The sequence below is a fragment of the Candidatus Rickettsia barbarica genome (assembly GCF_041477405.1).
GTDB lineage: Bacteria > Pseudomonadota > Alphaproteobacteria > Rickettsiales > Rickettsiaceae > Rickettsia > Rickettsia rickettsii.
Genome location: NZ_JBEWYL010000001.1, coordinates 402,873 through 424,156, shown reverse-complemented (window position 1 = coordinate 424,156; position 21,284 = coordinate 402,873). Strand labels below are relative to the sequence as shown.

Sequence of the window (21,284 nt, the reverse complement as noted above, 5' to 3'; positions counted from 1 at the left end):
GCCCCGGCATCTAGTAATTTAAAATTACTGGTTTTCAACCTTATTTTTGCATCTTATTATCTGTTAACTGATTTTTTAAATAACATGCGGCTAAAAATTCTTGAATAGTTAAGTGAATAAATTGATAATTACTTCCTTTGCTTTTTAATCATCCTTGTTCTATAACTTCATCTATATCATTAGCTTCAGTTTTATTTTTATATTTTGTTTTTTTCTATATGCCTATTATTAAGCCAGTTTATTACTTCACTATATAAACGACTTATATTCAAATCTTCATCGCTGTTTTTGTGAAACTGATCCCTTATATCTTGATCACTCCAAACCAAACATATTAATGCATTATTGATAGGAATTTCACATATTTCTTTTATTTGGCTATGAGTATCCAAAAAGCTTTTTAATTGTACTCCTAGCTCTTTATCATACTCAAAATTTTTATGTACATATTGCTCTATTCCCTCACTATCCCAGCCTGTCCTGTATTGTCTACTTTCCGCGCAAACCTGTTTTACGCATTTCTTCTACAACCACATTAGGTCTAGAACTCATTATTACGTTTTGATATTCTAATATTTTATCTATTAACTTTTTACATCTTGAGTATTTAGATGTGCTACTTCGTCATACCCGTCAAGTAATAACAACATCTTATCTTTATTTTGGATATCCATTATTTCCTTAACACTTAAGGTACTTTCACTACTGCCTAAACAATAATGGATAAAACAATTAAGCTTACTTTGAGATAAATTATTAATATCAAAATACCCACTATAACCGTCTTTCTAACTTTCATTTAATAATTCTTTTAACTCTAAAAACATAATCACACTTATCACTCCATCACTCCCCTTTTCCCCATTTATAAGATATATAATGCATTAACGTGGTTTTACCTATTCCTGCACTACCGAGTAACAGTACTTTACCGACATCTGCTTTTATTCTGTTTACTTGCTCAATTATATTTTTTATTTCTGATTCACTTTTATTAGGTAGATTTCTGCGAAGTATCTCAAACTTATGTTCTTCATTTATGACTTAACTATATTATCAATTTTTTCTTCTTGAACTTGATAATTTTTATTAAACAGCTCTCTTATCTTTCCGTATCTATGGCTTTAACTGTAATTTTACTTAATATTCATCTAAAGACTGAGCTTTTTTTCGTATCTTCTATTAGCTTTGGTAAAAGTATCGTGAGAACTATATAAGGTTCTTAACTTGTCAGTTAATGCTTTTGAAGTAGAAGGCTTCATATTTTTACTTAATGGTAGAAAGTATATTTTTATTAGAAAACCTAATGAGATTAAAACAATTATAGATGTGAGTTTAAGAATTTAATTTTATTTAAGCAATTTAAAATTGATTAACCAAAATAATTTATTTTTTTTATTTATTGCAACTATTAATTATTAATGTATAAGACATTATACACTCAACAAAATTAGCACTTATAGTTATGAAATATTAGCCATAGGAATTTTAATAGCCGGTAATAATATATTTGCACAGGATACGAAGCCTGCTAAAGAATAAGAACAAAGAAGGATTATTAGAACTAAGCTGTAGAGGGCTTTAGCAACTATAGGGTTTTCAAATGCACTACGTACAATCTCATCATGTTTAGGCTTTTTTTGTATAATATAATTTTACGAAGAAAATAATTTTAATTAGAGGTAGTATTAAAGTGCAATATTATATATAAGTTTGTTGATAAAAAATGATTTATTTACTAATATTTATATTTCCATAAATAATATTAGTTTTATATGCTACTGCTACTTCCTGAAATAACTTTGACTTTAATAGCACTTTTAGGGCAGTTTTTTGCCGTAATGATCCCAAATAAAAATAGAATTATTTCTAATATCATTATTTTACTATGCATATTATCAATTTTTCTTACCTTTAAGTACTCAAGTTATGAAGGAGTATGGTACTCATTTGCTACCGGAATAAATATCGGTATTAGTAAAAGCATAGTGCTACTATTCACTATTATCTCCATGATTATATACCGTGATTACTCTATTCTTGTTGCTGATGAATTAAAGTTTGAATTTATTACTTTAATGTTATTATCAGTTGTAGGTATTTTTGTTGCAATTTCATCACGGAATTTTCTATTATTATTCTGCAGTATGGAGCTTACTGCTTTAACTTCATATGCACTTGCAGGATTCAAATTAAATGATATGAAATCATCGGAAGGTGCTTTAAAATATTTTATCTTAGGTAGTTTAGTTAGTTGTTTATCATTATTCGGTATTTCTTTTATATACGGATTCGGCGGAAGCCTACAATTTGAGGATATCTTATATAAACTAAATGATAATTCCGGAATGAATCTTGGTTTAATAATCGGTATTATACTATTTTTAAGTAGTATTTTCTTTAAACTCTCAAGTGTTCCACTCCATTTTTGGGTCCCTGACGTATATGAAGGATCACCGATTACTTCGGTTACTTATTTCAACGCTGCCTCAAAAATAGGTATGGTTATTGTTTTATTAAATATCAGCAAATTAATTATAGGTAATTACTATCCTATTAATTATAATTTAATAAAGATAATTGCTATATTATCTATGCTGTTTGGAGCTTTTGGAGCCATTCGTCAAACTTCTCTAAAAAGATTAATGGCTTATAGTACTATTTTAAATATCGGTTATGTATTAATCGGCGTTCTTCTGCATAATCAAGAAGGATATAAAGCAGCTCTGCTATATATTCTAATATATGCGGTAGGGAGTATAGGATTTTTTACTTGCTTAATTATACTGCTCGGTAAAGACGTCGATAAAGCTAGTTTTAAAACTATACAAGGAATTGCAGAGTATCATAAAACTATAGCTGCCGTAATTAGCATAGTTATGTTTTCAATGATTGGAATCCCTCCTCTTACAGGATTTTTCGGTAAATATTACCTTTTTTACCAAGCAATTAATCAAGAAGAATTCGCATTAGCTTATTGTGGTATTTTTACCAGCGTAGTTGCTGCGTTTTATTATCTTAAAGTAGTAAAAGCCATGTATTTTTCTAAAAAGATTGAGATAATTAAGCTGCCGATGCAATATGGGCTTTTACTGATTAATTACTTAGTTGTAGGCTTCTTGTTGCTTGGTTCATTTATTATCTCGTTTTAGCCGGTGTAGATTTTTTATTAACAACACTAACTACAGTAGTTTGAGTAGGCTTCATAATCTTTTCTTTGAGATTCTTTATATGTTTTAGATTTTCTTCATCTAATTTTAATACATCTTGGTCTTTTTGTTTAGCTTTTTTAGCTAAACCTAATTGACTTGGAGTAACACTAACAATATCATCCGTTCCAACTTCTTTCTTAAATTTTTCTAGAGCATCCACATATTCTCTGTTTGCATATATATTTGTCTTTACCAATTTTTGTTTTGGTTCTTTCCTTATTTTATCAGAAGAACCAGCTAAATTTCTTTCATCTTTAATATCTTCATTTAACCTTTTTATTGTCTTTATTAAATGTTTTTTCGCACTATCTCTAATACCAAGTATTTCTAAAATTCTTGCAAAATTAGTAGTAATTTTATTTCTTAATTTAAGTTTTTGTCCTCCTTTTTTTCTTTCTTCATAATTAAGAATTTTCGCAAAATAATCAGGATACTCTTTCATTAATGTTTTTAATCCTTGCTCTTTCACTTCGTAATAAGGAAAACTATATTTTTTAGAAATTAAACTATTTACTTTAATTTCTAAGCCGTATTCCTTTAAGGATTCTTGCCTTTTTTTCATTGTATCTATTAAACTAGCCTTAATTTCTTCAGGCGTTATTTCTTTAGATTGTTTATTATTAAATTGCTTTGGCATCGCTTGTTTTGCAAATTCTGCAATTGCTTCATTACTATAATATTTAGTTAATGCATCAAAACTTTTATCAATAGTTTTGCTTAAATCAATTTTAGAAACTGCAAGTAAGCTATCGGCAAAATTAGGATTTTTTGTTCTTAAATTAGAAGGAAATTCTCTAAAATGGTTAGTGGGACCGAATCCAGGCAAATGTTTGGCTCTTGAATGCGGATATATATTATTTGTTAAATTATCAAAACTACCAGCAAAATCAATTCTTACTAATTTAGGTAAAGTTTTTGGATTTTTTTGATCTCTGATAACTCCTATATTTCCAACATGTATATCAAAATCGCCGATCAATAAACTTGCCGGCATAATGTTTTCAAAGTTCTGATACTTAATTTCCTTAAAAGCATTTTCTAAGGTTCTAAATAATTTATTTCTAGCCCCCATAAAAAGTGGTCTACCGCCATCCTTTCTAAACCAAGAACTCGGTTTAGTTTTAGCAGACATATGTTTATCCATGTCCACATACATATCACTACTATAATTCTCAAAAAATTCAGATTTGACATATATTTGCAAATCAACGGCTTTAGATTTATTAAAATCATCAGGAGCAATTAAATTAACCTTTGCTCCATTTCCAGGACTTATAGCTTCAAAAATTTGAGATCCTAAAAACTCGGTTATATTTTTTGAGCTTGAAGCCTCTTTTTTTATCATCGCCGTAATTTTACCGTCTAAGCTTTGATATACTCCGCCATGCTCTCCTACCTCATTAGCTCCGCCTTCTTTAGGCTTTAAAAAATTCCAACCTTTAAATACTGATTGCTTATTTTGCGTCATCTTCTCCTCTTTATAATGATTTACACCACATTGATAATTTTGATATAATTATAAAACATATTATTTATTTTATATCAGAAGCCGTTTTCTACTTAATTTTATTGTTCTTTAATATTTCAGCTACTTCAAGAGCTGCATAGGTAAATATACCTGTGGCACCGGCACGTTTAAAACTAATTAATGACTCCATCAAAGCTCTCCCCCAATCCATTGCCCCTGCTTCTGCTGCAAATTTTAACATTGCATATTCTCCACTAACCTGATATGCAAAAATTTTAGCATTTAAATTATTTGCCGCTTCACGAATAACATCCAAAAACGGCATACCAGGCTTCACCATTACCATATCGGCTCCCTCTGCTATATCATACTCAATCTCAAGCATTGCTTCCTTAATATTACGTACATCCATTTGATAGCTTGATTTATCTAAATAATTCTTTTTATTACTCTTAACAGCATCGCGAAACGGACCGTAAAAACTTGAAGCATATTTAGCGGCATAAGCAAGAATTCCAACATTTATAAATCCCTCTTTGTCAAGATATTCCCTTATAGCCCTGATTCTTCCATCCATCATATCGGAAGGTGCAACAATATCTACTCCAGCTTTTGCTAGCACTAATGCCTGATTACACAAAGCTCTTACTGATCTATCATTATCAACTTCCCCATGATACACAATACCATCATGACCATGTGTAGTATAAGGATCAAGTGCTACATCGCATATTATACCAATACCGATATTAGCGTTTTTGATGCTTCTAATAGTTCTACATATTAAATTATCTAAATTATAAGCCTCATCGGCATTTTCACTTTTTAGACTTTGATCAATACTCGGAAATAATGCAATAACATTAATACCCAGCTCTGCTGCTTCTTTTGCCGTTTCTACTATTTGATCAATCGATAAACGATATATACCAGGCATAGTTTTAATTTCTTGCCTTTCATTATGTCCTTCAACAACAAATAAAGGCAACACTAAATCACTAACCGATAAATTACTTTCGGATATTAACTCTCTAAGCCAAAAAGCTTTTCTATTTCTTCTAAGTCTAATATGGGGGTACATAAAATTCATATCTCATTTTAGTTAATAACTTGGATTCTAATATATAAAATATATAACCTAACTATCTTATAGTAAAAATATTGCATTACAAAAAGAAATTTTGCTTGCAATTTATAAAAAATTTAAGCAAGCTGTTTAATTATGTAAATAAACATAGGAGCTTAATATGGCACAAGATAATATTCTAAAATCAGTCAAAGATAGAATACAAGAGTAGGAAAAAAATCAAAAAATATGTCAAATAACCCACCAAAAAATACAAAACCGGCTGTTCCTCCAAAACCCACTTCTGAGCAAATAAAGGCATGGAACGAAGCACATAAAAAACAGACTGACTTAACTACACATTCCCAAGCACTTGATATATTTGTTGACACCCCATCTCCGCAAGTTGAAACCCAAAAGCCTATTATTTTTTCAAAACCAGCTCCGGAACAAACAAAAGTACCGGAAACAACACCTAAAAAACAATCCAATTTAACCGTAAAAGAGAAAATAGAGCAATTTTTTAAAGATCATAATATTGATACTAAAGATGCTTTGATTCCGGCATCTAGCCACTATATAGCATTAAGCGGTTCCTATGGCAGGGAAGCGTCTTGATGTTACTATTAAAGCTTATGAACAATCATTAGGACGGCTAATAAAACTAAGTAGGAGTACCTCAAAAAGAGTTTGTTTCTTTTATAGAAGAGGATCTAATCAAGAATCATCCACACAAAGATAAATTTGAAAAAATCAACCAACATTATAAATTACCTGAACCACCTACACTATCTGATATAATTGATAATCTGAGAGAATTAGTAAACAATGATGATATAATAGCTCATTTGAAACAAAGTAGAAAACACATTGAATTTAAAGAAAAAGTAAATAATATTATTCAGATTTATGATGATAATAAACATAATCCAGCTGCTATAGCTAAAGTTGAAGCAAAACTGCAAGAGGTAGGTAAATGGTGTGAAGAAACTACAAAAATGGATAATAATCCTATTTGGAAAAATATTGGTAATTTTATAAAATATTCTTTTACTGGAGATAAAGCTAAAGCTGCTTTTTATAAAGATGCTATAAAAATTCTACTCAAAATACTAAAAAAGCTATAGCAGAAATACAAAAATCTCTTACCAATCCTTCTCCTCATGTATCTAATGTTCCACCGTCGAAGAATCAAGGAGAAAGATATAGAAGTTAATAAAAACTTTTAGGATCGATATCTATTTTTAGATGACAAAAAGAAGGAATTTTTATAAGGCTTAGCCAAAATTTTAAATATTTCTGCAAATTAAATTTCTTATCGGCTATAATAAGTATTCGGTAACGATATTTACCAGCGAGCTTTGACATTAATGAACTTGCCGGTCCTAAAATTTTCACGTTTGCTTTTGGTGCAATTCGGACCATATCCCTAGCAATTTCTAGAATTTTAGCCTCACTGGAACCTGACAAAATTACCGATGCTGTTTTGGAAAATGGCGGCATATCTGCTGATTTTCTTATTTCAAGTTCATTTGCAAAAAAACTATCTTCATCACCGGCTTTAACATAACTAAAAATTGTATTATCAGGATAATAGCTTTGTAAATATACTACACCTTTACTATCTCCTCTACCCGCTCTACCACCTACCTGATGTAGTAGCTGAAAAGTTCGCTCAGATGCCCTAAGATCGGCATTATTGCTTCCAAGATCGGCATCTATTACTCCAACTAAAGTAAGATTCGGAAAGTGATAACCTTTTGTTATTATTTGTGTGCCTATTAAAATATCAATTTCTAAATTTTCCATTTGATGTAGAAGCTGTGCTATTTTTTCTGGGCTTTTAGCATGATCTTTACTTATCACCGCAATTTTACTCTCAGGAAAAAGTGCTTTTGCTTCTTCCTCTATTCTCTCTATACCTGGACCACAGATAGTTAATGTTTCATCCTCTAGACATTCAGGACAAGAACTAAAAATTTTACTTTGATAACCGCAATGGTGACATTCAAGTTTTTTAGTCGCTTTATGTACTACCATCCAAGAAGAGCAGAATTTACAGGTCAATCTGTGACCGCAAGCTTTGCATAGCATGAGCGGAGCATAACCACGCCTATTAAGAAATAATAAGACTTGCTTTTTATTATCTAAATTACCTTTGATAGCTTCTATAAGAAGCTTGGATAAATAGGAATTCTTAGATAGCTTTTCTTTAGTCATGTCGATTATTTCTATATTTGGCAAATCGACATTTTTGTATCTATTAACCAATGTAACCAATTGATATTTACCAATTTCTATATTATGTATCGTTTCAATAGACGGTGTTGCCGAACACAAAACGATTTGTGCTTTATCAAATGTACCTCTTACGATAGCCGTATCCCTAGCATTATATAATATACCGTCATCTTGTTTATAGGAATCATCATGTTCCTCATCTATAACTATTAAACCGAGATTTTTAAAAGGTAAAAACAAACTACTTCTAGCCCCAATTACTACTTTAACTTTATCGCTTAATATACCTCTTAAAATCATTTTCTTGTGAGCTTTGGTAACGCTTGAGTTCCATATGATAGGCTCAAAACCGAATCGCTCTATAAAACGATTAATAATTTGTGTACTTAAAGCAATTTCAGGCAACATAACAAGCACTTGTTTGCCTTTTGCTAAGTAATCTGCTATTAGATGAAAATATATTTCTGTTTTACCTGATCCCGTAACACCTTTAACAAGTGTTGGCTTATTACTTTCATTTAAAATTGTTACTGCTTGTTTCTGCTCTTCCGACAAATCAGGTAGCACAAAGTTATTATTGACTTTCTGCTCCTTAACTTTAATCGGTTTTTCAGCAATATCCATAGGTAATACTAACTTGGCTATGCTCCCAAGCTCTGACATATAGTAGCTACTCATCCATTTAATTAATTCTAAAACTTCTGAAGTAATATTTAAGTTTAACGGTACTTTCACTCTAATAGTTTTTATTTTTTTTGCCTCGGAATCTGAAACAAGCTCCCATACTATGCCGGTTAATTCCTTATTTCTAAAAGGCACTACAACAAGATCACCTATGTTTAGCTCTAAATCTTCAGGTATTAAATAATCTAGCGGAAATAATTTTGCTACCGGTAATAATATTTTTGCTATTCGCATATATAATGTATTTTATAATTTTTTTTTTATTATATACTAAACTGATAAATTATAGAAACCTAGATGAATAAAGAAACAAAAATTGTTATAGCAATTTCTGGAGCTTCAGGAGCAATATACGGTATTCGTTTGCTTGAATTACTAAAGCAACAAAATATCGAAACTCATTTGGTTATTTCAGAGGGAGCAGCTCTTACTATAAAGCTCGAAACTAAGTATTCTATAGATAAAGTTAAACTACTGGCTAATTATTATTATGACGATAAAGATTTAGGTGCTACTATTTCAAGCGGCTCTTTTAAAACTTCAGGCATGATAATAGCCCCTTGTAGTATGAAGACCTTAGCAAGTCTTGCTCACTCAATGGAAGATAATTTAATTAGTAGAGCGGCAGGTGTTGTACTTAAAGACAGAAGGAAACTTATTTTAATGACCCGTGAAACTCCTTTGCATATCGGACATTTAGAAAATATGTTAAAAGTAGCGAGTTACGGCGGCATTATATCGCCGCCCGTGCCGGCTTTTTATAATAACCCTGTAAGTATAGATGATATAGTGAATCATTCTATTACTAGAGTTTTAGATTTTTTCGATATCGAAACTAATTTAATTAAACGCTGGGATAGTTATGAGCAATAAAGTATCAACTTTACTATTCTTGCATTTAAAAAAGTCTGTAATATCATTAATAAATATTTTTCACCGGAAGAAAGTTTAGTAGATAAATTAATCGCTGAACGTAGAAATGAAGCAAAGAATGAATAATGTAAAATGTTCTGTTTTGGGCTTTGTTGTGTGTGGATCGGTTTTAACGTCATTGCGAGGAAATGACATAAGTAATTGACGAAGCAATCCAGTAAAAATTCTGATTTACAGAATTTTTTTATCACCACGCAGCCTACGGCTGCTTGCAATGACGACTCAGTATCCACGCAACAATACCGCGTGGGAATGACATAAAGGGCTTCTTTTTTCAAACCATATAATAATTTAACAAACAAAAATGGCACATAATAAAATAAATAACGAAACAAATATATTAGCTGATAACGAAGATAATTTACCTATACCAAGAGTTTTACCTTCAAATGTTCAAGCAGAGCAAATGCTACTTGGGGCGATTTTAACCAATAACGAATTACTAAATTACGTATCGGACTTTTTACGTGATGAACATTTTTTTGAACCTATTCATCAAAAAATCTATAAGGCAATTGAGAAAATTACTGAAAAAGGGCTAACAGCTACACCTATTACTTTACGTAGTATATTAACTCAAGATGAACTATTTCAAGAAGTAGAAGGAGCGGAGTATTTAGCAAAATTGATAACTATGTCAATGATGGTAATAAATCCGCTTGATTATGGTAAAATAATATATGATTTAGCAATAAAGCGTAATTTAATAAATATCGGTGAAGAAGTAGTAAATAATGCCTATAATTCTTCATTAGAAGTTGAAGCAAAGGAACAGATTGAACATGCCGAAGCTAAACTTTACGATTTAGCTAGCGAAGGCTTGAATGAAAAAAGTTTTACCAAAATCGGTATATCTATTTCAGAATCACTAGCTAGTATTAATAGGGCTATGAAAAATAATGATCATATAATCGGTATATCTACCGGTTTGATTGATCTAGATAATAAATTATGCGGCTTTCATAATTCCGATCTTATAATTCTTGCAGGACGTCCGTCTATGGGTAAAACGGCATTTGCTATAAATCTTGCACTTAATACCTGTAATAATATGCGTCTTAAAAATATTAGAGATAATCAAGAAATTCAGTCAGTAGGTTTTTTCTCTTTAGAAATGTCCTCAGAACAGCTAACCACACGTCTACTTTCAATGTGTGCAGAAATTGATTCTACTTCTCTTCGTACGGGGATTCTAGGTGAAGAAAAATATAACCGTCTTCGCAAGGAAGCAAATACTTTATCGGAATTACAATTTTTTATCGATGATACCCCTGCTCTATCTATTTCCGCTATAAGAACAAGAGCTAGAAGAATGAAACGCAAGCATAATCTCGGTATATTATTTATTGATTATTTACAATTAATTAGAGGAGTAAGTAAATCCGAAAATAGAGTTAGCGAGATTTCAGAAATAACCCAAGGTTTAAAAGCAATAGCAAAAGAGTTAAATATTCCGGTTATTGCGTTATCTCAGCTTTCAAGAGCGGTAGAACTACGTGAGGACAAAAAACCTATGCTATCCGATCTTCGAGAATCGGGAACTATAGAACAGGATGCTGATATAGTAATGTTTATTTATCGTGAAGAATATTATTTAACTAGAAAAGAACCGGCAGCAGGCGATGCTAAACATGCCGCATGGTTAGATAAACTCAACAAAGTATATAATATTGCCGATATAATTGTTGCAAAACATCGTAACGGACCAGTTGGAAATGTTCCGCTTTATTATGATAGTCAATTTTCTAAATTTGGTAATTTGGAGACAAGAACTTTTAACTCTAATTAAATCAGAATTGTTTTACGTCATTATTGCGTGAATACCAAATCGTCATTGCGAGCGAACGTTAGTGAGCGTGGCAATCTCAGGAATTTTTCCTGAGATTGCTTCGTCAGTTACTTCGTACCTTCCTTGCAATGATGATGTTTATCTTTTATTTTTTTCTGTCTATCCTATTGCTTTATCAAACACCTCATTATTATTGTTCCTATAAAGCCACATCTCATTATAAGGAATGAACTTACCGGGCTTTATTATTATAGTACCGTCACTTGATGTTAAAACTTGTATCTGTTTTTCTGCATATTTCTTCCCCACGGATATTTGCCCATTATTTCTTACATGTTTGATTGTTTCTATATTATTTCCTATTATCATAATATTTATATTTACAAAATTCCTATTTTTCAATATTATTAGTATATTTAATAATAAATAACCTTATTATTTAGTTACTATATTAACAAGTTCATAGCCCATTATAAGCATTTTAACAATTACACATATAATAATTAGATATTGTTTTTGTAATTCAAGATAATCAATTATTTATCTTTACTTTATATAACAGATAAACCGGTAATAAAATTGCAATAATTACGAGAATCATACCAGCAAATCCTAAAATTATAATAAAAGCATTAGGTACTACTGCTACAATATAAACTGGTAATATAGTAACGATAGAAGAAGCGGTCATATTACGCATTACTACATTCGGTATTGGATTCATAAACATAGTTTTAAGGGAATCACATAGCCCTACTCCTACTCCGAGTATTGATGTAATGATAGTAAGAGTTGAAATTATCCAAACTAATAGTTGTACGGACGGCCATTTTGCTATATTACTTATCTCCGACTTCTACATTACTGGTAATCATTTGTTGATAAAATGTTGGATTATTATGATGTACTACAATAAGAATACTACAAGTCCAAATTATATATACTATTGCAGGAATTAAGCTTCCAAATAAAAGTGCCGTCTTTAGCATTTTTGTTACAATAATTAGTTAAGGTATGAAAGATTACTTGAAAACTAAATGAAGTAAAAACTACCAGAGTGACTATACCCCATATAGATATTTCTTTTAGAGGTAATAATACACCATGCTCCTATATAAGTTATACTTGTATTTAAAGCTAATAACTTCTGTAATATTGAAGAGCCTCCGTATATAAATACTGCAAGTAAAGCATATGAAAGGAGCTTAAGGCTTACAGTACCGATGCTTTGAGCAGTATGTCCTGAAAAATATTTTCCCAATGCCCAAGTGTTAAGCCTTTACCCGCTTGAAGATTAAGCTCTAGGTTAATTAAAGAAGTATAATACATTATAAACCAAATTACAAACATCAATATTATACTAGGTATTATAACCTAATTTTGCTAATACCATGGGTAGTGCTATCATACCGCTACCTATACAAGTACTTGAAATTAACAGGATTGAACCAATAAGTTTTTGCATAATTTAATGAAGTTTAGATTAAAGTAAAGGACTTAATTTGTGTTAAAAAGAAACTCAGCTAAAAAAAGACGATAAGAATTTTAAAGAATCAAAAGTTTTGATAAGTAAAATTAACATTCGTATAATTTTGTTAAAACATATGTAGCGGTATAGTATAATTATATTAATAATTTATGTAAAATTATTAATATTGCTTTTTAAGGGTATTTTTATATATTCTTATTAGACCTCTTCCCAAACCAACTTATAGAAAGGAATTTAACGGAGACATGGAACACAGCACCACAGCATATATAGAAATACGTGAAGATGCGAGTACCGAATCGACGTATAAATTATCTCTAGAAACGACGCTTGGGAAGAGGTCTATTGAAAATTACTATATTTAAAAATGCATAGATTAGCTAAAATAATTAGTAATGCAGGAGTTTGTTCTAGGCGTGATGCTGAAAAGCTGATAGTTGAAGGACAGGTAAAAGTAGACGGCATTACAATTTTATCACCAACTACAAATGTTGATATTAGTAATCAAATTGAAGTATCCGGCACATTAATCAATAATATACACAAACCAAGGCTTTGGATTTATTACAAACCTGTTGGTTTAATTACCACTCATAAAGATCCTTTATCTCGTAAAACGGTGTTTGAACAGCTAACCGGTTTACCTCGTGTTATTTAATAGGTAGGCTGGATTTAAATAGCGAAGGTTTATTATTACTAACTAATAGCGGTGATTTAGCTCGTCAGTTTGAGCTCCCCTCAAGTAGGTTAAAGCGAGTATATCATGTTAGGGCGTATGGGAAGTCTGATATTCTACTAAAAAGCAATTATAAAAATTTAGAAATTGACGGGATATTTTATAACCCTCATTCGATAAAATTACTTAAGCAAAATAAAACTAATTGTTGGTTTGAAGTAGTTTTATTTGAAGGAAAAAATCTTGAAATTAGAAGAATATTCGAGTATTGTGGACTAAAAGTTAACAAATTAATTAGGATTCAATATGGTAATTTTACAATAGATAATCTAAAACCCGGAGATTATAAAGAAATAAATAATAAAATACTGGAAAATAATTAGTAATGTGTTATTATTAACACATTTTAACTAATCATATAGAATACATATGACAAATCTTAATATATATAAATGTACAGAAAAAGACCTAAACGATTACCTTGGTTATATAAAAGATACCCCTAGTGTCTCGCTAAATGATTTTATCAAAAATAAATATTTCGCTGAAGATAATGATAACATTATCATTACTAGTTTAGAAAATATGGAAATTAACGCAGATTTAGCCAATGCTAATTTCCAAGGTACAATACTAACAGATGCCGTATTTAATAATTGTGACTTAACAAATACCATATTATGTGATTCAGATTTAACAAATGTAAAATTTAATGATTGTACATTTATCGGTACCGACTTTAGAGGAGCAAATCTTCATTATACAGATTTTAATTATAAAGATTATGATAACTATAAAATCCCCAATCTCAAAGATAAAATACGAGATATAAAACTATCTTTTTCAGATCTTGCAAGATTAAATCAATATATAGATAAAGATTTAGAAAAAGAACATATCAAAGAAATAGTTATAGATGAAGCTACGAAGACAAAGAAATATATTTTGGCTGGAGAAGACGAAAAAACTTTATGGGACATCAAATCAAAAGAACTAAAGACTAAGCAAGAAGAGTTAGAAACTCTAAAGCAAAATTTAGATAATCCTGGGATTGCTACCAATCTTTTAAATGCTTTTTGGAATAGTGCAGAAACTATTGCTAGAAACCGACAAAACGAACTAGAAAAAATCAACAAGTTACAGCATGAAGTAAACAAATTAGAAACTGAAGTATATGCTTTAGATAATCTTAGAATGTTCTGCGGTAAGGGTTTAGATGGTATTTTTGAGCAGTTAAAAGACGAAGCAATACAAATAACACTAGACCCATCATATATTATAGGTTCGACTGCCACAGAACGAGATATACCGAAAGAATATATAAAATTAACTTCTGTCGAATTTGATCTATATTTAGCTGAAGCAGCAAAACAATCCAATACAAAATTATCTCTTACCGAATTTGTTAGAAAGCAAAAAAATCTTTCAGAAGATTTACATATAGTTCCTGATCTTTCAGCGATTAATTTATCAGGTAAAACTCTTACTAATCTTAACCTGAAGAATACATTATTTGCTTCAGCCAACTTAGAGAATGTCAAAATCTCAAATTGTAATTTAGATTTTACTAATTTTGAAGGAGCTAATTTACAAAATGCCGTTTTTCAAAATGTTACGGCTCGTAACGCAGGATTTTTTTTTGCTAATCTTAAAAAGAGCAAAATTGAAAATAGTGATATGTCGAGAGCTTACATGCCTAAAGTAGATTTATCTGAAGTAGAGGTAACAAATAGCAAATTTAATGCGGTTATGATGGTTAATGCCGATGCCGAAAAGTTAATTATTAAAGATTCAGAATGGACAAATTCTAATCTTACCGGTATATCGCTTGCCTATGCAGATATGCAAAGAGTTCAAATGCAGGGGGTAGTTTTAAATAATGCACTTCTAGATCAAGCAAATATCGTTTCTACTAATCTTGAAAATGTTTTTATGAATAAAACACATGCATTAGAAGCAACATTTAAAGAGCAATGTAACATGCAAGGCATAACTGCAAGAAATGCCTATTTTAGCGATGCTGAATTTGAAAATATACTATCTTTAAAAGAAGCTGACTTAAGAGAAGCTATAATGCAGCGTGTTAAACTTAAGAACGCTGATTTAACAAAAGCACAGCTTGATAAAGCAAATCTTGAATATGCCGATCTTACAAACGCTACGCTTACTAATGCAACTGCACAATTTGCTAAGTTAAGTAATGCTACTTTAGAAAAAGCAGAAGCCGAGGGATTAAATATTTCGGATGCTATTGCTAAAAATATTAATGCTAAGGAAGCTAACTTTAAAAATGCAATTATGCAGCGTGCCGATCTTACTAAAGCCAATTTCACTAAAGCAGTGTTGGAAAATGCCGATATGCAAGCAGTGGAAGCAGCCGAGGCTATATTTAAAGAAGCAAATCTAAAACAAGCGAATCTAAAAGCAGCAAATCTAGCTGGAATTAATAAAGAAGGAGCAGATTTTGATAAAGCAAAAATCAACGATGCTACAAAGATGCATGATACTAAAGGTGAGGCTAAAGGGAATTTAGATCATCAAGATAAAGACGGTAAAAAAACATCTGTCAATGTTAACGAACATGCTAAATTACAAGATAAAATTCATGCAAGAGAGAAAAGCGGTTGGTTTCTGAAAACCGGAGTAGGACAGCTTTGTACAAAACTTGCTAAAAGTACTACATCAGGAATTAGCCGCGTAACAAATTTTTTAGCAAGTAAAAAATTTTTAGTAGGACTTGCCGTAGTAGCCGGTCTTGCAGTAGCAGCTGCGCCTTTCGTAGCAATGCCTGTGTTATTGGTCACCGGCACGGCCCTTACTACTAAAGCTGTCATTCTAGGAGCAGGTATTTTGGCCGGAGGGCTAATCGCTACCGGAACTTATAAACTCACTCAAAAACCTTTACGCAATCTTCAGAAGTCATTTGAAAACTTAACTAGTAGTATAGATAAATATATCTCACCGCCTCCTAAAAATATTGATGAATTAGTAACAGCAAAACAACAAGCAAGACAAAAAGCTGAGACAGAAAAATCTAAAAAAAGGGAAGAAAATTTAAATAATGTAAATAATAATATTGATAAAGCTAAAGAACAAGATCTTTTAAAACAAGCACAAAATAATTTAAACCAAGCAACGCCAAAAGTAGAAATCAAAGAAAAGAAAGATAAAACTGTAGAAACACAACAAGCAAAATCTAATACATTCGCAGCAAAATTTAAGCCTAACACTAAAGGCAAAGGATTTGCCACAAAAATAAAAGACGAAAAAAAATCACACTCAATAAAAGAAGCATATAACTAAATAAGTGTTAAAAATAATATCTGGTAAATATAGAAACCAACTTATACCTACCGCTAAAAATATCAAATATCGACCTTCCACCGGTAAGCTCAAAGAGGCAATATTTAGTATATTAACCTCCGGTGAGTTTACCGGTAATAAATTATTTAACGAAAATACTCACATTCTCGATTTATTTGCCGGTAGCGGTAGCCTTGCTTTTGAGAGCCTATCAAGAGGAGCAGGTTTTGCTACCTTAATTGATATTGATACATCCTCATTAAAAATAGCAGAAGAGTTTGCTAAATCTCTAAACATTGAAAATAATGTTAATTTCGTTAATATTAATGCTTTAAATCTACCGAAAGCTACTAGACATCTTTTTAAACCAGCTTATAGAGAGGGATCTAAAGGAGACACGGAACACAGTACCGCAGCGTACACACTAGTACGTGAGGATGCGAGTACCGGATCGACGTCTAAATTACCTCTAGAAGCGAAGTTTGGGAAGAGGTCTAATAAATCATTTGATCTTGTCTTTATAGACCCCCCTTATCATAAAAATATAGTGCCTAAAGTAATGAAACTGCTGATAAAAAATAATTGGCTCAAAGACGGTGCTATTATAGTTATTGAGATGGCTAAAACAGATGATTATATTTTAGATGAAAATATTGAAATTATACGTGAAAAACTATATGGTAAGAGTAAGCTGTTGGTTTTGAGCTTTACCGTCATTCCCGCTTTCGTGGGAATGACATAGAACCGCGTAACAAGACATTAAAAAACAAACATGACCAAAAAACATTACATATGTTCTAACTGTGGAAATATTAGTCCTAAATGGTCAGGGCAGTGCTTTGATTGCGGTGTATGGGGTAGTATTGTCGAAGAGATAATAAGTACAAATCAAGCAATTGTTAAAGTCGGTAGTAAGCAAGACTTCGATAAACTTTCAGGGCATGTAACCGAGCAGTTACGCATCCCTACCCCTATAGGTGAATTCAATAGAGTACTAGGCGGCGGTTTAGTGCTTGGTTCTGCTATATTAATAGGAGGAGCCCCTGGTATAGGCAAATCTACTTTGTTACTACAGCTAGCAGCAAGTAACTTTGCATCAAAGATTAATTGCTTATATATAACAGGCGAAGAATCGTTAGACCAAATAAAATTAAGGGCCATAAGGCTAAACCTAACTAACTATAATACCGATATTTTAGCAGCTACTAATTTGGAAGATATTATTGCGAGTATAGAAGCTAATAAAAATAATATTGATTTAATAGTGATTGATTCTATTCAAACAATTACCACAAAAGAATTATCATCGCCTCCAGGCACTGTTTCGCAAATTCGTACATGTGCAAATGAGCTTGTTAATTATGCTAAGCAAAACAATATAATTATTTTATTAAGCTGTCACGTCACTAAAGACGGACAACTAGCAGGTCCTAAGATACTTGAACATTTAGTTGATACCGTGCTATATTTTGAGGGAGATCATAATAATCATTTCCGTATTTTACGCTCATATAAAAATCGTTTTGGCGGTGTGGGTGAAATAGGAGTATTTGAGATAAGCGGCAGCGGGCTTATTGAAGTAACAAACCCGTCTGAACTATTTTTAATGCAGCGAGAACAGAACGTTATAGGTACGTCTATTTTTGCAGGAATCGAAGGTTCAAGAACGTTACTTATGGAAGTACAAGCCCTTATAGTACCCTCAAATATGGTAACTCCTAGACGCTCTGCGGTGGGCTGGGATGCTAATAGGTTATCAATGATACTTGCCGTGCTTAGTAGTAGGATAGGACTGAATCTTGCTAATTATGAGGTATATTTAAGCATTGCGGGGGGACTTAAAATTGCCGATCCTGCTTCTGATTTAGCAGTAACAGCGAGCTTAATATCTGCTGCAACCGGCAACCCTGTACCCGAACATAGCGTCTTTTTCGGTGAAATAAGTTTATCGGGTGAAATAAGAAAAACCGCAAAAGCAGAAACAAGAATAAAAGAAGCCGTAAAACTTGGATTTAATAAGATTATCTGCTCTAAATTTGAAAATTTAACGTATGACTTCATATCTTCCGCCTCACATTTAAAGGACCTAAAAGAGATAATTAAATGATTATAGTTTATGAAATAAGAAATTTGGAAGAAGCACGTAATTTTGTATCTAGTGTAGAAGAACAGCTGATATTAACAAATCATGCCTCTAGCGTAAAATATTACGGTATGCTAGCAATTGATTACATGTTTAAAACTCTAAGTAAAGAATTTCCGGAAAAAGTTTTAGATCTTACCGTAAATGTAGGAGAGGATCACGCCGCTTTATTTACTGCAATCAAACTAGGGTACAAGAATATATCATATACAGGAAATTCTGAGGAAGCTAGGGGGTTGTTGTACGGATATCAAAACGTCATTGCGAGTGATTGAAAGGAACACGGCAATCCAGAAAATAATTAAAAAAATGCTAAAAATTAGCATTTTTAACTGGATTGCTTTGTCAATTACTCCGTAATTTTCCTTGCAATGACAAAAATTTAATAAAAAACCATGAATATCAAAGATATAGGAGTAATAATTGCTAAAAAACCTTTGAAAGAAAATACATTTATTATTACGGTTTTTACTAAAAATCATGGTTTATATTCGGGAGTTGTAAAAGAATTTTCTAAAAAAAGTAAACTTATATATCAAGAAGGGAATATTATAGATTTTCTTTGGCAGGCAAGATTACATGAACATATTGGCATGGCTAAATGTGAACTCATTAAATCTTACACCGGTTATTTTATCACAAATAAAGCTAAATTATATGCCTTTAATTCCGTTATAGCTTTAATCAAAGAGTTATTTCATGAAAGAGAAGAACATTCTAAATTTTTTTCATTTCTAATTAACTATTTAGATAATTTATCAAAGAATTTTTGTTTTCGTGATTATATTAATTTTGAGCTAGCTTTACTTGCCGAGACGGGTTATAAGCTTGATCTTACCAAATGCGGCGTGAGCCATGTTACAACTGATTTAATCTATGTATCACCTAAATCAGCTAGAGCATTATCATATGAAGTAGGAAAACCTTATAAAGATAAATTATTGATGTTACCAAGATTTTTACTTTCAGATAATAGTGAGATTACATTAGAAGAAAAACGGCAAGCTTTAGCTCTAACAAACTATTTTTTTAATAGATATTTATTTCATAATAATAGACAGGTTGAAGCACGCCAAACTTTTATTGAATATACTTTAAATAATTTTTAGAGACTATATTTTTACTTTTATTTTTCTTATTTTATGATATACTTACTTAAGTAATTACTTAAATAAGTATGTCATATGACTAGACTAAGCATAGATATACCAAACGAATTACATCATTTTCTTAAAGTTCACACTGCACATAAAAATGATACTATTATGAATTTTGTAAGAGAAGCGATATATCATAAAATAACACAGGAAAAAGCATTAAATGCAGAATCAATAAAAATATTAGAAGAATCAGCAAAAGGTTTAAATATTAATAAATATTCTGCGTATAAAGAAATGTATAAAAAGCTTAATTTAATATGATTCTGCAAACCTCTACTATTTTATTCCATGTCATTTTTGCTTTCACAGGAATGACATAAGGGCTTTTCAAAAATTTCCCGGTACACTATCTATATACATACCGGTACACATAGTGACTTATTCAAATAATAATCTATGAAAATACTAGCATTTGACACAGCCAATAATACTGCATCGGTAGCAATATCCGAAAATGAGAATATCCTTGCATATATAGAAGAATTACGTCCTTCTATGCAAGCAGAAAATCTAATACCGATGATAGAAGACGTGATGAAATCAGCTAAATGTTCATATGATGATTTAGATTATTTAGCGGTAACTAACGGACCCGGTAGCTTTACCGGCATTAGAATAGGACTTGCTAGTGCTAAAGGTATATTATTTTCCAAGGAGAATATTAAAGCAGTAGCGGTTAGCAATTTTGAATATGCTTATTTTAGAGCCATAACTCAAGTTACAGATTATGATAAAATATATGTCTTTTTAAACGCTTATCGCTCACAGCTTTATATGCAAGTTTTTCATAAATCAGGACAAATAGAAGAGCCGTTATTGATAGATTTCGAGTATGCTATACAACTGCTTACAAATGAGAAAGGGCATATAGTTTGTTGCGGTAGCGGACTTGAATTTATATATCACCAAATTATGCATTTGCCAAATATAATAACCTTGCCACGTTTTGCACGAGTTAAAGCTTGGGTTACCTGTAGATATATTGCTAGTAGATTGTCGAGCGATGTAAAATTAAATAGCTCTATCGAACCACTATACATACGCCCTCCTGATGCTAAAATCGCAATCAATTATGCCATTCCTAGTGAAAAGTAGGAATCCATTTACTGGATTTCTATAA

21 protein-coding genes and 2 pseudogenes are annotated in these 21,284 nt (G+C 31.3%); 14 read left to right on the top strand and 9 right to left on the bottom strand.

Features of this window, described 5'->3' with window-relative positions:
* Positions 1-197: 197 nt before the first annotated feature.
* Positions 198-392, bottom strand: coding sequence for an N-acetylglucosamine kinase (locus ABVF33_RS02485; RefSeq protein ID WP_499706113.1), 195 nt, complete (start codon positions 390-392; stop codon positions 198-200).
* A gap of 1,383 nt (positions 393-1,775) precedes the next feature.
* On the opposite strand from ABVF33_RS02485, the gene nuoN reads away from it, so the two are divergent.
* On the top strand, positions 1,776-3,152 hold the full coding sequence (gene nuoN / locus ABVF33_RS02480; protein WP_499706112.1) for an NADH-quinone oxidoreductase subunit NuoN: 1,377 nt from the start codon (positions 1,776-1,778) through the stop codon (positions 3,150-3,152).
* Here the strand turns inward: nuoN and ABVF33_RS02475 are convergent.
* Together ABVF33_RS02475 and hemB are read right to left on the bottom strand one after the other, a co-directional pair.
* Positions 3,139-4,680, bottom strand: a complete 1,542-nt coding sequence (locus ABVF33_RS02475; protein WP_499706111.1) for a hypothetical protein — start codon at positions 4,678-4,680, stop codon at positions 3,139-3,141. The two genes, nuoN and ABVF33_RS02475, sit on opposite strands and share 14 nt — an antisense overlap.
* Positions 4,681-4,768: 88 nt before the next feature.
* A complete protein-coding gene (gene hemB, locus ABVF33_RS02470; RefSeq protein WP_499706110.1) occupies positions 4,769-5,761 on the bottom strand; it encodes a porphobilinogen synthase in 993 nt (330 codons plus the stop codon).
* Positions 5,762-5,995: 234 nt separating this feature from the next.
* Between hemB and ABVF33_RS02465 the strand changes: the two genes are divergently transcribed.
* Both ABVF33_RS02465 and ABVF33_RS02460 read left to right on the top strand, forming a co-directional pair.
* Entirely contained in the window at positions 5,996-6,364 is a 369-nt protein-coding gene (locus ABVF33_RS02465; protein WP_499706109.1) for a hypothetical protein, read from the top strand.
* A gap of 230 nt (positions 6,365-6,594) precedes the next feature.
* The gene (locus tag ABVF33_RS02460; protein WP_041472293.1) at positions 6,595-6,873 is read left to right on the top strand and encodes a hypothetical protein; all 279 of its coding nucleotides are present in this window, start codon (positions 6,595-6,597) and stop codon (positions 6,871-6,873) included.
* Between the two features lie 85 nt (positions 6,874-6,958).
* On the opposite strand, the gene ABVF33_RS02455 is transcribed toward ABVF33_RS02460, so the two are convergent.
* Positions 6,959-8,905: a primosomal protein N' gene (locus ABVF33_RS02455; protein WP_499706108.1), complete on the bottom strand. Its 1,947-nt coding sequence runs from the start codon at positions 8,903-8,905 to the stop codon at positions 6,959-6,961.
* 63 nt (positions 8,906-8,968) lie between these two features.
* Here ABVF33_RS02455 and ABVF33_RS02450 point away from each other — a divergent pair, with 63 nt between their 5' ends.
* Positions 8,969-9,544, top strand: coding sequence for a UbiX family flavin prenyltransferase (locus tag ABVF33_RS02450; RefSeq protein ID WP_499706107.1), 576 nt, complete (start codon positions 8,969-8,971; stop codon positions 9,542-9,544).
* A 165-nt stretch (positions 9,545-9,709) separates the two neighbouring features.
* Here ABVF33_RS02450 and ABVF33_RS02445 read toward each other — a convergent pair.
* Positions 9,710-9,792: pseudogene (locus ABVF33_RS02445) on the bottom strand (lytic transglycosylase domain-containing protein); the annotation flags it as partial.
* Between the two features lie 116 nt (positions 9,793-9,908).
* Between ABVF33_RS02445 and ABVF33_RS02440 the strand changes: the two are divergent.
* Positions 9,909-11,393, top strand: coding sequence for a replicative DNA helicase (locus ABVF33_RS02440; RefSeq protein WP_499706106.1), 1,485 nt, complete (start codon positions 9,909-9,911; stop codon positions 11,391-11,393).
* Between the two features lie 159 nt (positions 11,394-11,552).
* Here the strand turns inward: ABVF33_RS02440 and ABVF33_RS02435 are convergent, their stop codons facing one another.
* The 4 genes from ABVF33_RS02435 to ABVF33_RS02420 all read right to left on the bottom strand — a co-directional run bounded on the left by ABVF33_RS02435 (position 11,553) and on the right by ABVF33_RS02420 (position 12,858).
* Positions 11,553-11,762, bottom strand: a complete 210-nt coding sequence (locus ABVF33_RS02435; protein WP_499706135.1) for a hypothetical protein — start codon at positions 11,760-11,762, stop codon at positions 11,553-11,555.
* A gap of 163 nt (positions 11,763-11,925) precedes the next feature.
* Positions 11,926-12,174, bottom strand: coding sequence for an aromatic amino acid transport family protein (locus ABVF33_RS02430; RefSeq protein WP_499706134.1), 249 nt, complete (start codon positions 12,172-12,174; stop codon positions 11,926-11,928).
* Between the two features lie 252 nt (positions 12,175-12,426).
* A complete protein-coding gene (locus ABVF33_RS02425; RefSeq protein WP_499706105.1) occupies positions 12,427-12,654 on the bottom strand; it encodes a to amino acid permease in 228 nt (75 codons plus the stop codon).
* Between the two features lie 99 nt (positions 12,655-12,753).
* Entirely contained in the window at positions 12,754-12,858 is a 105-nt protein-coding gene (locus tag ABVF33_RS02420; protein ID WP_499706104.1) for an aromatic amino acid transport family protein, read from the bottom strand.
* A gap of 269 nt (positions 12,859-13,127) precedes the next feature.
* Here ABVF33_RS02420 and ABVF33_RS02415 point away from each other — a divergent pair, with 269 nt between their 5' ends.
* The 9 genes and pseudogenes from ABVF33_RS02415 to tsaB all read left to right on the top strand — a co-directional run bounded on the left by ABVF33_RS02415 (position 13,128) and on the right by tsaB (position 21,259).
* Entirely contained in the window at positions 13,128-13,247 is a 120-nt protein-coding gene (locus ABVF33_RS02415; RefSeq protein ID WP_499706103.1) for a palindromic element RPE1 domain-containing protein, read from the top strand.
* Positions 13,248-13,249: 2 nt separating this feature from the next.
* A pseudogene (locus ABVF33_RS02410) lies at positions 13,250-13,941 on the top strand (pseudouridine synthase).
* 46 nt (positions 13,942-13,987) lie between these two features.
* Entirely contained in the window at positions 13,988-16,861 is a 2,874-nt protein-coding gene (gene srfD, locus ABVF33_RS02405) for an effector protein SrfD (protein WP_499706102.1), read from the top strand.
* 4 nt (positions 16,862-16,865) lie between these two features.
* On the top strand, positions 16,866-17,603 hold the full coding sequence (locus ABVF33_RS02400; RefSeq protein WP_499706101.1) for an RsmD family RNA methyltransferase: 738 nt from the start codon (positions 16,866-16,868) through the stop codon (positions 17,601-17,603).
* Between the two features lie 30 nt (positions 17,604-17,633).
* Entirely contained in the window at positions 17,634-18,968 is a 1,335-nt protein-coding gene (radA, locus tag ABVF33_RS02395) for a DNA repair protein RadA (RefSeq protein WP_499706100.1), read from the top strand.
* Complete coding sequence (locus ABVF33_RS02390) at positions 18,965-19,279, top strand: hypothetical protein (protein ID WP_499706099.1); 315 nt, start codon at positions 18,965-18,967, stop codon at positions 19,277-19,279. The genes radA and ABVF33_RS02390 overlap by 4 nt, the downstream gene beginning before the upstream one ends.
* Before the next feature lie 120 nt (positions 19,280-19,399).
* Complete coding sequence (recO, locus tag ABVF33_RS02385; protein ID WP_499706098.1) at positions 19,400-20,113, top strand: DNA repair protein RecO; 714 nt, start codon at positions 19,400-19,402, stop codon at positions 20,111-20,113.
* A 75-nt stretch (positions 20,114-20,188) separates the two neighbouring features.
* Positions 20,189-20,425 carry a hypothetical protein gene (locus ABVF33_RS02380; protein WP_499706097.1) on the top strand — a complete coding sequence of 79 codons (237 nt, stop codon included), beginning with the start codon at positions 20,189-20,191 and terminating at the stop codon, positions 20,423-20,425.
* Positions 20,426-20,560: 135 nt separating this feature from the next.
* Entirely contained in the window at positions 20,561-21,259 is a 699-nt protein-coding gene (tsaB, locus tag ABVF33_RS02375) for a tRNA (adenosine(37)-N6)-threonylcarbamoyltransferase complex dimerization subunit type 1 TsaB (RefSeq protein WP_499706096.1), read from the top strand.
* The last annotated feature ends 25 nt before the right edge of the window (positions 21,260-21,284 follow it).